The following is a 12,796-nucleotide window of genomic DNA, read 5'->3' on the forward strand; positions in this document are numbered from 1 at the left end:
CAACTAACCATCAGTGGGGGAGGAGAAAAGACCCCCACTGATGGAAGTTTCACTTTATCTTAAAAAGCCAGAGAATCAATAAGGAACCAAAAGATAGAAAATGTTTACCTTAGATCATTTGTCTAGGGATTTTTTATTAAATTAAAGCTGTAATTAAGGTATCTATATTATTTTTTAGATAGAAGTGGGTTTATTTCTAATATTTATGTTGAAAAAAGAACAATAAAGGATTATATTATTTATAATACGATTCGTATCGTATTATAAATAAACTTAGAAAATTTTTAAGGAGGAGATTTTATGTTATTAAGTAATAAAAAGGTGATAAAACTAACTCCTAAAACAGATAAGTCTACTTTTAATATTTATGATGCATTTGTAAATACTTATAGATACTACACCTCTAAATCTTTATAAAACCTCTTTTAACTCGCTATTAAAATTAATCTTTGTCTGGAATTTTAATCAAACTTCACTTTAAATTAGAATTGTCTGGAATATCATTTAATGTTTTTGTGATGAATATAAAGAAATAAAATTGTTGTAATGCTGCATACCAACTATAGGGAAAGAGAGTGTATCATTAGGAAATTTCATTTCTAAAATTTTAGTCTATTTCATTCTATTACTCATTATAGGAGTCCCATTAGACACGTTAATAAAAGCTTGATATAGCAAGATTTATTCTCCTTTGTTTTTTGTTATTTTATTGGACATATTAGATAGGGAAGGTGTTAAGAGGATGATGTAATTTCTTTATTGAAGAATCCTTAACATATGAGCAGGTATTGAGGAATTGGACGGATAATGAATAAATATTTGTGTTTTCAATTGTAAAATTGGGGTTCATTAACTGAAAATTATCTGATATTTCGTATGAATCTCTATCCATCCTTTGAACTACTCCCACTTTTACTTCATTTAGAAGTGGGAAATTCCTGAGAACACCAAAGTATCCTTCGGTTATTTTAGCAGGCTACCTCCGCCGCGCCGACGGTTCAGCAGTACAAATGTCTTTTTAGCTTCCTGCGGTGATGCTATTTTGTACGTTGACTCACCACGCATCCTATTTTAGCTAATTAGCAATTTCGGTATGCGTGGGGCGAAAGAACGTTGAAGATTTTACCTGGCAGACGTTTTTCCTTCTAGAACCTTATATCTTCAGTTTTCAAAGAGCAGTCTATACAACAAAATGATGCCATAAGAACAACTGTTTCGCTACGTCCTGCACAAAATTGAGGTCGGAGTCTTCTCGGCTAAAATGATAAAAAAGGAGGTGGAAATCGTGCCAAGAGAAAACCAAGAAGAATTGAGAACTCAGGTTGAATATGGGAATTTGGATCAAAGAGGTGACCTCACAGGTCTTGATTCGGATAAGGCTAATTATCCGAGACGTCCTCAACATGTATCTATTAAGCAACAGCAAACAGATGAAACTGGACAATAAATAAGGATAATAACGTCTTAGACCCGGGTAATCCGGGTTTTTTCACAATAATAATATTAAAAATTACGAAATGGTCAAAAAAAGTCCGGAGTACAATTTAAAATGCAAAACTCGGTTATGTGTTAATACAGGAGAGATCATTGCTATGGAAGGAAGCAGCGAGTTTTATAATTGATTTTTATATGACTTTAAACGTTGATATTTATTTAACAAAACGTCTAATTGTTGACTATATTTTATTGAATCAGGATGATTAAGTCCTTTTTGCATACCTGTAGTAATCATCCTAGAACGTAGTGATTGAATATCATTTTCTAATTCGTTAAGCGTCATATTTTGTATTTTCATAACTGAACCTCATTATTTAGGAGTTGAGTATCTTTAATCAAAGGTAATAAGTTGTATTATAGTCAATAATTTTTAAAAAAGTATAGTTTCGACAATAGTTTTCAAAAAAAGACAAGAATAAGAGATTAGAAGATATGAAACAAAATGTTTCATAAAAAAAAGACCTGTTTAAGGTCGGCAGGGTTGATGAAAAAACTCTTTTATTTCTTCTACAGTCATACCAGTACCTAAAGCAAGTAAAATCAACTCTTCCCATTCTTTGTCTGACATTAGTTCTTTCAACTTTTGTAATTGAATGTCCATAAGCAGCCTCCTGGTAAAGAGAATTATGGTACCTAAGTCACATTGTACAATGTTTCCGATGATATTAATATGAGTATTAACTTTATTTAACATAAATGTAATGAAATCAATGATAAAAAGGTAAAGTGTTTTTCTATGTTAAATCTTAGTACACAGATTTTACGAAACAAAATGATAGGAGAGTTAATGAATAATTGAAATTCTTTATAACAATTGGTGAAAGTCCGATCAAGGTATGGTGAGAAACAATGGCCTGCCGTTTCCACAATCCTAGCAGCCTCCTGGGTAATTGAATGGAACGGATAATCTAAAAGAGAAAGCAAATAGTACAAGGTGGTAGATAAATAAAAAATGTTAAAAATATATAAAACTCCTTAAAGCGTGATATATGCCCTTTCCAAATAGGTATTTATTAATACTATGTAGTGAAAATATCATTGGAGAGGAAGATTTTAGTGAGTTACAAGGAGAACCATTATAAAGATGAACTTTGTGAAGAGTTTGCAAAAATTTTAAATTCAACTCCATCAATAATTAATGGGGTTTGTACTGCTACTCGATCTCGGACCAACATCCATCCAGTTGTTCTAGGACGCAGAGCAGAATCTTTTATGTTTGTACCACAGGCCTTTTCATTTGAGGATTTAGACGATGAAGGCAGAGCTTTATGTTTAGGAGAAACTGTCATTCTTCAAGAAGAAATTAACCCTTTTATTTCCCGTTTAAGGGAAAATGAAATTATTGTAACGGCCCTGCACAATCATTGGCTATTTGATGAACCACGCCTTATGTATATCCATTTTGAGTCGATTGATGAGCCGTTATCATTTGCTCGAAAAGTAAGGGATGCACTGGGTGTGCTTACAACTAGAGATGTAGGAGCTCTTCAATTTTTTGGGAGGACGCGTGTAAATCCGCAAGCAGAGGAATTATGTGATGAATTTAGCCGAATTCTAGGTGGAATGCATACATTTGAAAACGGAGCTTGTACAGTTATGAAATCGAGAACAAATATTAAGCCGCGTGTTTTGGGTAGACCGGGAAGATCGTTTCTACTTATCCCACAGATGTTTGTTTTTGAATCCTTAAGTCAAGATGGCAGAGCTCTTTGCAGCGGGGAAACTGTTATTCTTCAAGAAGAATTAAACCCTTTTATAAGCAGACTGCGCGAACACGATATTATTGTAACAGCTTTTCATAATCATTGGTTATTTGATGATCCAAGGTTAATGTATATCCATTTTGAGAAAATTGAAAATCCGATCCATTTTGCAAGAGATGTAAGGTACGCTTTACAGGTGCTTACAAATAAAGAAGTAAGAACTTCCTGTCAAGAAACTTTTTATTAATTAAATCTGCAAACCTATAATCACTGGCTTACTATTTTTTATAATTGAATTATTATCAATATAAATTTTAAATCAATAGCATCCTAATGGGTGCTTTTTATTTTGAGAAAGGAGATATTTAATATATAAACAAACTGCGATGAATGAGGTAAAGCTTTTTATATTATTCCTAGAGAACACAAACATATATATCATGTTGTTGAAACTTACTTTCATTGCAATCACTGTGGAAAGAGATACGCTTCTACTGTAATAGATAAGGAAGCAAGAGCTGAAGGAGCGGATGAATAAGTTGAAAACAGGTAATTTTGACTAGATAGTTATGTGCTATAATAAAAAAGTTGTTGGTAAATTTATTATTAAATAACAATTATTAACTTATTTGGAGGAATCATCAATGCATTGGTATTTAAGAGTTTTAAAGAACTACGTAACATTTGAAGGGAGGGCAAGACGCAAGGAATATTGGATGTTTTATCTGATTAATGCTATTATTTCGATTATACTTATAACAGCAGAGAGAGCAACAGATACGTTTTTCTTTTCTTTATTAAATTTTCTTTATGCTTTAGCTATTTTATTGCCGTCCTTAGCTGTTGCAGTTCGCAGGTTACATGACACTGGAAGAAGTGGCTGGTGGTTCTTGATTAATCTTATTCCTATAATTGGGGCTATTGTTTTTCTAATATTTACATGTCTAGATAGTGAGTCAAATAGTAATAAATATGGTCCAAATCCTAAACACTAGTTTCAAAATTTCATAACAATATTGAGAGCATCCTAAATGAGTTGGACCCCAATTGTTAGACACAACTAACAATTGGGGTCCAGTTTTTTATAGGTAAATACACAATTTAAAAGGAAGTTGTTTTTCATAAGGCATGCAGTTGCCTGCACTATGTGTTATAGAATATTTTCTACTATTATATATAATTTTATTATAAGTGCTTTTTACTGTACCTGTTTTGTTTTTTCATACTTAATTACAAGTTTTTGATTGATTTTAAGTTTCGTTGATGTTAACTGATTATCTTTCATAATCATTTCAACAGTTGTCTTATAATTTCTTGCGATTTTCCATAGATTGTCGCCGCTTTTGACGATATATGTATGTTTGCTAGAAGCAGGCTGATTTTCTTCTGTGTTCTGTTCTTTAGCTGGTTTATTGCCTGTAACCGGCTTTTCTGTTTCTTTTTGCTGATGAATGGTGATCGTTTGTCCAATTTTTAACGAGGTTGAAGAGAGCCCATTATCTTTCATGATCTTTTCAACGGTTGTTTTATAATTTCTCGCAATTTTCCACAGGTTGTCGCCGCTTTTAATGATATATGTATGTTTAGTAGAAGCAGGCTGATTTTCCTCTGGATGCTGCTCTTTGTCAGGTTTATTGCCTGTCGCCGGTTCTTCTGTTTCTTTTTGCTGGTGAATGGTGATCGTTTGTCCAATTTTTAACGCAGTTGAAGAGAGTCCATTATCTTTTATGATCTTTTCAATGGTTGTCTGGTAGTTCCTTGCGATTTTCCACAAGTTATCACCTTTTTGTACGACATACACCACTTGCTTCGTTTCCACCGCTTTATTATGATTTCCAGTTGTCGCTGTGTTTTGTTTGCTTGTCTCTTTAGATATCACCGGTTTTTTAACTAAAACATTTGTATTTATTGTTTTATTGTGTGCCGAATCAGCAAGGTATTCTTCCATATCCGGCAAAGCAATCGTTTCTCCTGTTTTTAAAATATTAGTCTCTTTTCCATTAATCTCTTTCAAATACTCAATTGTAAAGCCTGTACGAGTGGACAATTTGCTCCAGCTATCGCCGGCTTGCACTGTATATTCATTACATGCAAATGCTTGGTTTGCGAAAAGTCCATTGGCAAGGATAACGATAACTATGACAACTTTTCGAAGCTTGCCTTTCACTAATTTTGTTGTTACCTTTAAAATCTTTACAATTTTAGATTTTGCATCCCTTTTCTTTAAATCTTGTAAAATTTCTTTGTACTCTTTCTGTGTCATTTCTAGTGCCATTTCACTATTCCCCCATGTTACTGCATCTTCTGCTTCGTCTATTAGATTGATTAAATGCTGTTTATTATTTGTATAAATGTTACGTAAATAAACACCATATAAATTTTCGCTATATGAATAGTTTTTATGAGGGGGGATAAAAGATTTTTTTGTCGTAATATTACGAAAATAATCGTTAATTATCGAATAATCTTGTTTTATGAGTAGACAACAATCTAGCAACCTATGTGTATAGCGATTTCATCTGTGTATTTAAAAGAAAATTATGAGAGGAGCTTATCAGTTTGCTTCCCATATTAGCCTTTTAGTTTACAAATGAGCTTCAAGAACATATCAGTGAGTTTACTGTCACTAAATGAAATAACGAAACATCTAAGTGTTAAGCCGTTTCAGTTATTAATCTAAGTGAGAAAAACATGGAATAAAATAAAAAAGACCTATTTAGGTCGAGAGGGCTGGGCAAAGAATTCTTTTATCTCTTCTACTGTTATACCAGTATTTAAGGCGAGAAGGATTAGTTCTTCCCATTCTTTATCTAATACTTTTACTTCAGGCTTTATGGGATTCACCCCTTAGTTGATAATAGTAATTTATAAGTAAATTGATGTGAATAATAAGATAATGGTAGTTTTATTTTATCAAATTAATACAAATATAAAATATGTAATAATGCCTAGTTCGAGAAAAAAGAAATCGACATAATTTCACAAATGAGAATTAATTGGACCTAATAAACAGTGAGTTAATTAACGTAAGTGAATCTGTTGATATTATGAAAAGTCATGGTCATTGAGGCAGGGAAGCGAAATAAACAAGAAATTTACTAAAAGAAAAAATCCTTAAGAGCACAACGTAAACAGCCTCTTAAGGATTCCTTCTACTAAAATACAAAGGTTGGAGTGTTTCCGCACCCAATTAAATATATTTTAAATATTTATTCTTTACAATTTCTCTACAAATGGAGCAAAGTGTTTTGTAATTGACATAAATTTTGCCATAACGAAGGGAGGAAGAAAGTAGGTGAATATATTAACTTTCATCCAATGTAAGAATTATTAATCTGTAAAGGAGGAATAATCCAAGATAAGCGCCAGTTATTAGGAAATAAGGATTAAGAAAAACACTATGAATTGCAGTCATAAATACAGTATTGTCAATTAGGATTTGATAAATAGATGTCGCTGCAATATTTCCAAAAATAAGGGCTGATATAACAGCAATAATATTAAAAATTATTCGGAATAACTTTATGCGACTCTGTAGAAAAAACATAACAATTGGAAAAATAATACTAGACGTAACTAATAAAATTTTCAAAATGTTACTCCTTTCATAGTATGGAAGACTGTGTTTAACTAATTATTACCTTAAATATAGGTGAATAAACAAAAATATTTCCTTGAAACTAAAAGGGCAGGAAATAAAAAAGATAAACAGATTAATCCGTTTTATCTTTTTACAGTATCACAGCTTGTTGTTTATTTTTAGCTTATTGTTGGAATAATAGATAGAACCACTAGAAATAAGGAGAGTTTAATATGAGCAAAGAATGTTATGGTTGTCACTCAACAAACATTTATATCGAAGAAGAAGTTTTTGAAGAGGATTATATTATCCAACTTTATATTTGTGATAACTGTGGAGTAAACAACACCAGATTTGAATATTATGATGATTAAAAACAAATTATTAAATCTTTATAATCTGAAGTCCTGAATATAAGCAGGGGCTTCTTTTTTATTGATGGAGTACATAGTTTCTGTGTGGATTTAAAACTCTAGAGGAAATTTCTTTTACTTTGAGGGGCTTTTTCTCTTTCTGGGGCAACATCAGGAAAATGCAGATTTACAATGAAAATTATCTTGACACAAGTTTGATGAGGCATAATGAAATTCTAATTTAAGGTTAAAAAATAAGCAAAATGTTTGATGAAAAAAGACCTTTTTAAGGTCGGGATGGTTGATGAAAAAAATTTTTTATTTCTTCTACAGACATACTAGTACCTAAAGCAATCAAAATTAATTCTTCCCATTCTTTGTCTGACATTAACTCTTTTAACTTTTGTAATTGGTTGTCCATAAGCAGCCTCCTATTAAAAAGCAAATTCTGCGGTATATAATAATTTATTATGAAAGATAGTTAAAAAGAATAGTAATTTTAGTTTTTATTTTTATAAATATAAATTAACTTAACAATTGAGGTGTTGCATTTAATAAATAAGGAAATCTGATGAGGTTAAAAGAATTTATTTTGGAAAGTTCCATTTTTGATATTTCACTATTAATTGATCTAGCTTTTGGCTTAGAAAAACTGTCTTAGGGTGATTTAACCCTATGAGTAGAGCCATTTCAATTAGTTGATCTTTTAATGATTGTATATCTAATAATAGTTGATCTTCTTGTAATGATGAATTTATGTAACTAATACTTTTCATGTGAAATACCTCCTTATTTATAACTTGCAATAGTGAGAGATTGGCTTTTTAAATCATCATTCCTTTGTTTTACTTTATTGGATTATTAGAAGTATATAAAATAGATATACCCATTATTTACAATAAAAAAACAAAAAAATTGTAGTTTTAGAAAAAATAGCTAAAGTTCATCGGAGTAGAGAAATTGAATGTTTAAGGAAATACAATGATAGATTAGTTTTCAAGACTATACTTTTATTTTAATTAGGAGGTTATTGAATGGATAAACAGGATGGACAAAAACTAATTATGAGTTAAGAGGAGGAATTCTTTTTTACTGGAGGGATTACAGAGGAACTTGTTCAAGAGATAGAGAAAGAACTAAACGTTAAATTACCAGAAAGTTATAAATGGTTTCTGAGTCATTATGGTTATGGTGGGATAGGTGGAGTATTGATACAAGGTGTTGGACTAGATAAGTCGTTACAAGTTGTTGATATTACAAGGAGTTTAAGGGAATATGGGCTACCTGGAAATTTAGTAGTTATTGAAAATGTGGATGAATATGTATATTGTTTGGATACTGCACAAATGAATAATAATGAATGTCCTATAGTCGATTGGGATCAATCAACTGGTATAGGGAAAAAACAATATAATAATTTATATAGTTACCTGTACGATAGATTTAATGATGCAGTTGAAAATCTATAAAAAATCCAAGATGAATTATTTAAGTATCAAGCTAAGAGATCTTTTTAGTTAATAAATTCCATACATATTCGATACAAATATTGGAGGTGCTTTATGGAAGATGTTGGGTCAGTTATTACGTCTCAAGTAGAAAAAGGCTTTGGTAATCTAGTATGGCCAATATTAAGTTTAGTAGCAATAGCTGGGATTTCCTATCTCATTGTATTCCTGATTCTTCAATTAATTAAGTTTCCAAAACAATTAGCAAAGTTATTCGCAGGATTAGTGTTCCTAGGAGTCATGTATTATATGTTTGTGAATAGCTTTATACCAACGCTGCAGAGTACTCTATGATGAGTGCTTTTTATTTGTATTAAATTAATAACAGAAATAACTTAATTTTTAGCCTTTACTCCTTCAAAAAACATTTCAGGTATGTTAGGGTTGGCCTTTTTCAATTTGTATTTCTGTACCTTGCTTAATCCTGGCTGATAAGAAACTTTTTTAGAACAAAATTTATCATTTAATAATTTATTAAAGAGCGTATTGATGAAAGCAAGCCATTCTTTTTGTCCAGTTATATTATTTTTACTATTTTCATTTAAAAGCAAGTAACCATCAGCATTGTAGAACAGCATTAACGCAGTCCCAAGTTCACAGTTTCCGTTGTTGATTATCAAGTTAAGTAATTTAAAACCATCATCCCAATTGTAATTTAATGCAATGTTATGCAGAAGTACTGGGTTGTCAATACGACTTATTTCCATTCCAATAATTTCGCTATTTTCAGTTTGTAAAAGCTGTGTGATCCACTCTGTATCATTCAATATTCTATCCCTCCTTTATAAAGAAATTTTATCATATATTGTGAAAATAAATGCTTCGTTAGGGCATATTCTATTTTTGAAAATATATTTATGTAATATATATACTTGAAAGAAGTATATAATTTTGTTAAATTTATACTATGGATAGAACAAGTTTAATTAAAGGTCATTTAGAAATGTGCGTGTTATCTATTTTATCGAGAGGAAAAAGCTATGGTTATGAAATTATGAAGGAACTGGAAAAGTACAATTTAAAGCTGAAAGGAGTAGGGAGTATTTATCCAATTTTGACTAAACTTAAAGATCAAGAATGGGTTCATACTTATCAGGAAATTTCAGGGAATGGTAAGGTGAGAGTTTATTATGAAATCAATGAAAAAGGAGAATTGTATCTTCAAAAAAAGATTGAGGAATGGTTAGAGTTACAACAGGATATAAAATCCCTGCTGCAAATTGATTTGAAAGGAGATCATGTGGAATGAATATTAAATTGAGTATGGAAGAAAAAATTTTTTTAAATGATGTTCTTAAAGAATTAAAACAGTATCAAATAAGTGTCAAAGATAGAAAGAATATTAAGCAGCAGATTTTAGAACATATTCAAGAATCCCGTGAACATGGCGGGGACAGTATAAATGAATTAGGCGATAAAACGATATTTGTCAAAGACTTCTTGGAAATTAACGGGATAGATCTATATTCTAAAATAAAAGAAGGACAAATATCTAAAAGCAAAACAGGGATTTTATTTGTCGTAGGAGTCTGTACTTTAATTGCTACCTATCTTTGTTCTCAATTAATTTTATCTATGTTTTTAACGGAATCATTTAACCCGCTAAATTACAATGAGAACTTTGATTATAATATTTTTTATCAAATTTCTGATAATTCGTGGTGGAATGCATTGTTAATGAGTATTAGTATAATTGCTTCCATCATTATTTCCATGTTGATTGTATTTTTCACAAGAAGAAGTACAGTAAGATGGTGAATATGAAAAGATTAGTATTAACAGCTAAATTCGTATTACTATGTGTATTATTTACTTCATTGTTAGCCCCCCACACCTCAGCGGAACAAAACACCAAGATTCTTATAGACAACTATGTGGAGACTTTTTTAAAAGAACATCGAATTCCTGGATCTTCTGTTGCTATTACTCATCATAATGAGCTTTTTTATGCGAAAGCATGGGGGATAACAGGAGAATCTGAAGAAAAAGTAACTATTGAAACGCCTTTTACTGTAGGGTCGATAAGTAAATCATTAACTGGCTTAGCCATAATGAAATTAATGGAAGAAGATACTGTTCATATAGAGGACCCAGTCCAAAAGTATATTCCATGGTTTACGCTTAAAGATAAACGAGCAGCGACTCAAATTACAATTAAACAGTTACTTACCCATACAAGTGGAATAAGTACATATTCGGGTTTATTAATATCAGATAGGGAATCTAAAGACTTTAATGCTATAAAGAATAATGTGAAAAAACTATCGAACATTGAGCTTACAGCTCTTCCCGGAGAAAAACATCAATATTCTAATGCTAATTTTCTAATCCTTGGTGCCCTCATTGAAGAGGTTACCAATCAAACATATTCTAAGTACATGGAACAGGAGGTGTTTTTACCATTAGGTATGAAGACTGCAGCAGCTGATAATGATTCAGCTTATAAAAAAGGATATTTATCTGGTTACCAGTCATGGTTAGGATTTCCGTTAAAAAGTTCAGTAACATACGATAATGGAGGAGCACCATATGGATATATAACTGCAAGCGCAAAAGATATGGTTCAATACATAAAATTCCTCAGTCAGCAAGAGAAAAACAATTTTTTAACTGGAAAAAGCATGAATCTTTACATATCTCCTCTAGTGAAGACAGGTGAAAATCGCTATTATGGTCTTGGTTTAAGAATCACAAATCCAGATTCTAAAGATAGAATGATATGGCATTCGGGTTCAACCCCTGATTCACATTCTGAAGTATTTTTCATACCTGAAACTGGGTGGGGCGGTGTGATTCTTACGAATAAAAATCATACTTTCGAAGAATACCAACTTATATACCTTAAACAAGGAATTATAAATATATTAAATGGTGAAGAATCAGTTGATGTACCTCCATATCATCCTATTGTTCAACTCGTTACAATAGCTGTTATATGCCTCCTTTTTGTACTGTTTATTTATCAACTAGTAAAGGTTAAAGCGGGAAGAATTCATAAAAGACTAGTATGGCGTATCTCTGGGATTATTTTTGTATTGTTATCCATTGTTGTTATCCCACTGTTAATTTATTATGTGGTATCTCCATGGCATACGATAAAAGTATTTAATCCAGATATTGAATTAATGACGATAATAATAATTATTCTCTTAGCATTGAATGGTTTATTATCAATATATATATCATTTAAACAATTAAAAGAAAGCTATTAACAATAAAAAATTAGATTTCAGGAAATATAAAATATCAATAGACAGATGGTTGAATGGATTTTATCTGATCAATCATCTGTTTTTTATATTTTTCTTCAATATTGATAAGGTCTTGATTTTTGTTGTTAGCCTCCATCTATAAAGGTGAAAAAGGAGTGTTGTCTAAAGATGATATGTCGCACTAACCTAGACAGATTCTTTAAGGTGTTTCATTGTGTACTCGATTGGGCTCATATAATTAAGTATCTCATTGATTCATATGTGATCAAACCAATAAATACAGCCATAGTTACTATAAACAATGAAATCTAAAGAAACAGATTAATTCTTGAGTAAAAGAATTTCCTCAATAAAAAAAGACCTTATTAAGGTCGGGATGGTTGATGAAAAAAATTTTTTATCTCTTCTATAGTCATACCAGTACTTAAAGCGAGCCAAATTAATTTTTCCCATTCTTTATCTGACATTCGTTCTTTTAATTTTTGCAATTGGTTATCCATAAGTAGCCTCCTATTAAAAAGGGAATTTTATGGTACCTAAGTAAAGTTGTACAAAATATTCAATAATATTAATGAGATTATTTACTGTAGTTATCATAAATGTAAGATGTTTTACAAAAAAAGCTCAGCACTCTTTAAAATTAAAAAGAAGTGTGAGACACCAAAATTATTAGAAGTTCATATCCATGGGAAAGAAGTTCTAATAATAGATATGGAAACTAGAAAAATACAAGATAGCTAGGGTTTCTTTCCTAGTCTTTAATATTATAAAGTTCTTATTTAATATGTCAAGATAAGAAAAATTTTAAATAAAATTTTATGTATTTTTATAAACAGAGAAAATAAAAGTTGCTGAACTTGTTTGAGCTGAAAAAGAGGAGGAGATTTCGGCTTTAGTTTATCCCAGCCTTAACGGGCAGTAAGACTCCTACTTCAAAATTTTA

The 12,796-nt window shown here is 30.9% G+C and carries 17 protein-coding genes; 9 read left to right on the forward strand and 8 right to left on the reverse strand.

The window, feature by feature from the left end; translation table 11 throughout:
- The first annotated feature begins 1,285 nt into the window (after positions 1 to 1,285).
- A complete protein-coding gene (locus tag BFA01S_RS22550; RefSeq protein ID WP_156483876.1) occupies positions 1,286 to 1,447 on the forward strand; it encodes a hypothetical protein in 162 nt (53 codons plus the stop codon).
- A 165-nt stretch (positions 1,448 to 1,612) separates the two neighbouring features.
- Here the strand turns inward: BFA01S_RS22550 and BFA01S_RS17960 are convergent, their stop codons facing one another.
- The gene (locus BFA01S_RS17960) at positions 1,613 to 1,795 is read right to left on the reverse strand and encodes an aspartyl-phosphate phosphatase Spo0E family protein (protein ID WP_156483879.1); all 183 of its coding nucleotides are present in this window, start codon (positions 1,793 to 1,795) and stop codon (positions 1,613 to 1,615) included.
- Positions 1,796 to 1,963: 168 nt separating this feature from the next.
- Positions 1,964 to 2,098 carry a DNA-binding anti-repressor SinI gene (sinI, locus tag BFA01S_RS22555; protein ID WP_156483883.1) on the reverse strand — a complete coding sequence of 45 codons (135 nt, stop codon included), beginning with the start codon at positions 2,096 to 2,098 and terminating at the stop codon, positions 1,964 to 1,966.
- A gap of 455 nt (positions 2,099 to 2,553) precedes the next feature.
- Here sinI (BFA01S_RS22555) and BFA01S_RS17965 point away from each other — a divergent pair, with 455 nt between their 5' ends.
- The gene (locus BFA01S_RS17965; protein WP_066233939.1) at positions 2,554 to 3,447 is read left to right on the forward strand and encodes a DUF1259 domain-containing protein; all 894 of its coding nucleotides are present in this window, start codon (positions 2,554 to 2,556) and stop codon (positions 3,445 to 3,447) included.
- A gap of 397 nt (positions 3,448 to 3,844) precedes the next feature.
- Positions 3,845 to 4,195, forward strand: coding sequence for a DUF805 domain-containing protein (locus tag BFA01S_RS17970; protein ID WP_066233942.1), 351 nt, complete (start codon positions 3,845 to 3,847; stop codon positions 4,193 to 4,195).
- A gap of 203 nt (positions 4,196 to 4,398) precedes the next feature.
- Here BFA01S_RS17970 and BFA01S_RS17975 read toward each other — a convergent pair whose 3' ends face one another.
- Together BFA01S_RS17975 and BFA01S_RS22100 are read right to left on the reverse strand one after the other, a co-directional pair.
- A complete protein-coding gene (locus tag BFA01S_RS17975; RefSeq protein ID WP_066233946.1) occupies positions 4,399 to 5,475 on the reverse strand; it encodes a LysM peptidoglycan-binding domain-containing protein in 1,077 nt (358 codons plus the stop codon).
- 437 nt (positions 5,476 to 5,912) lie between these two features.
- Complete coding sequence (locus tag BFA01S_RS22100; RefSeq protein WP_082800066.1) at positions 5,913 to 6,044, reverse strand: anti-repressor SinI family protein; 132 nt, start codon at positions 6,042 to 6,044, stop codon at positions 5,913 to 5,915.
- Positions 6,045 to 7,013: 969 nt separating this feature from the next.
- Here BFA01S_RS22100 and BFA01S_RS22560 point away from each other — a divergent pair.
- A complete protein-coding gene (locus tag BFA01S_RS22560) occupies positions 7,014 to 7,154 on the forward strand; it encodes a hypothetical protein (protein ID WP_156483887.1) in 141 nt (46 codons plus the stop codon).
- A 265-nt stretch (positions 7,155 to 7,419) separates the two neighbouring features.
- Here BFA01S_RS22560 and BFA01S_RS23525 read toward each other — a convergent pair whose 3' ends face one another.
- Both BFA01S_RS23525 and BFA01S_RS17985 read right to left on the reverse strand, forming a co-directional pair.
- On the reverse strand, positions 7,420 to 7,554 hold the full coding sequence (locus BFA01S_RS23525) for a hypothetical protein (RefSeq protein ID WP_268874890.1): 135 nt from the start codon (positions 7,552 to 7,554) through the stop codon (positions 7,420 to 7,422).
- A 166-nt stretch (positions 7,555 to 7,720) separates the two neighbouring features.
- The gene (locus tag BFA01S_RS17985; protein ID WP_066233949.1) at positions 7,721 to 7,909 is read right to left on the reverse strand and encodes an aspartyl-phosphate phosphatase Spo0E family protein; all 189 of its coding nucleotides are present in this window, start codon (positions 7,907 to 7,909) and stop codon (positions 7,721 to 7,723) included.
- 324 nt (positions 7,910 to 8,233) lie between these two features.
- Here BFA01S_RS17985 and BFA01S_RS17990 point away from each other — a divergent pair, with 324 nt between their 5' ends.
- A complete protein-coding gene (locus tag BFA01S_RS17990; protein WP_082800067.1) occupies positions 8,234 to 8,602 on the forward strand; it encodes an SMI1/KNR4 family protein in 369 nt (122 codons plus the stop codon).
- Positions 8,603 to 8,695: 93 nt separating this feature from the next.
- Entirely contained in the window at positions 8,696 to 8,935 is a 240-nt protein-coding gene (locus BFA01S_RS17995) for a hypothetical protein (RefSeq protein ID WP_066233954.1), read from the forward strand.
- A gap of 41 nt (positions 8,936 to 8,976) precedes the next feature.
- On the opposite strand, the gene BFA01S_RS18000 is transcribed toward BFA01S_RS17995, so the two are convergent.
- Complete coding sequence (locus tag BFA01S_RS18000) at positions 8,977 to 9,408, reverse strand: DUF4274 domain-containing protein (protein ID WP_066233958.1); 432 nt, start codon at positions 9,406 to 9,408, stop codon at positions 8,977 to 8,979.
- Positions 9,409 to 9,548: 140 nt separating this feature from the next.
- Here BFA01S_RS18000 and BFA01S_RS18005 point away from each other — a divergent pair, with 140 nt between their 5' ends.
- From BFA01S_RS18005 to BFA01S_RS18015, 3 genes are read left to right on the forward strand one after another with little or no spacing between them, the layout of a single operon-like run.
- Positions 9,549 to 9,890 carry a PadR family transcriptional regulator gene (locus BFA01S_RS18005; protein WP_066233961.1) on the forward strand — a complete coding sequence of 114 codons (342 nt, stop codon included), beginning with the start codon at positions 9,549 to 9,551 and terminating at the stop codon, positions 9,888 to 9,890.
- Complete coding sequence (locus tag BFA01S_RS18010) at positions 9,887 to 10,399, forward strand: hypothetical protein (RefSeq protein WP_066233964.1); 513 nt, start codon at positions 9,887 to 9,889, stop codon at positions 10,397 to 10,399. The genes BFA01S_RS18005 and BFA01S_RS18010 overlap by 4 nt, the downstream gene beginning before the upstream one ends.
- A gap of 2 nt (positions 10,400 to 10,401) precedes the next feature.
- The gene (locus BFA01S_RS18015; protein ID WP_066233975.1) at positions 10,402 to 11,853 is read left to right on the forward strand and encodes a serine hydrolase domain-containing protein; all 1,452 of its coding nucleotides are present in this window, start codon (positions 10,402 to 10,404) and stop codon (positions 11,851 to 11,853) included.
- A 365-nt stretch (positions 11,854 to 12,218) separates the two neighbouring features.
- On the opposite strand, the gene sinI (BFA01S_RS22565) is transcribed toward BFA01S_RS18015, so the two are convergent.
- Positions 12,219 to 12,353: a DNA-binding anti-repressor SinI gene (gene sinI, locus BFA01S_RS22565; RefSeq protein WP_156483890.1), complete on the reverse strand. Its 135-nt coding sequence runs from the start codon at positions 12,351 to 12,353 to the stop codon at positions 12,219 to 12,221.
- Positions 12,354 to 12,796 lie beyond the last annotated feature (443 nt).

Origin of the sequence: Metabacillus fastidiosus NBRC 101226, from assembly GCF_001591625.1 — a bacterium.
Lineage (GTDB): Bacteria > Bacillota > Bacilli > Bacillales > Bacillaceae > Metabacillus > Metabacillus fastidiosus.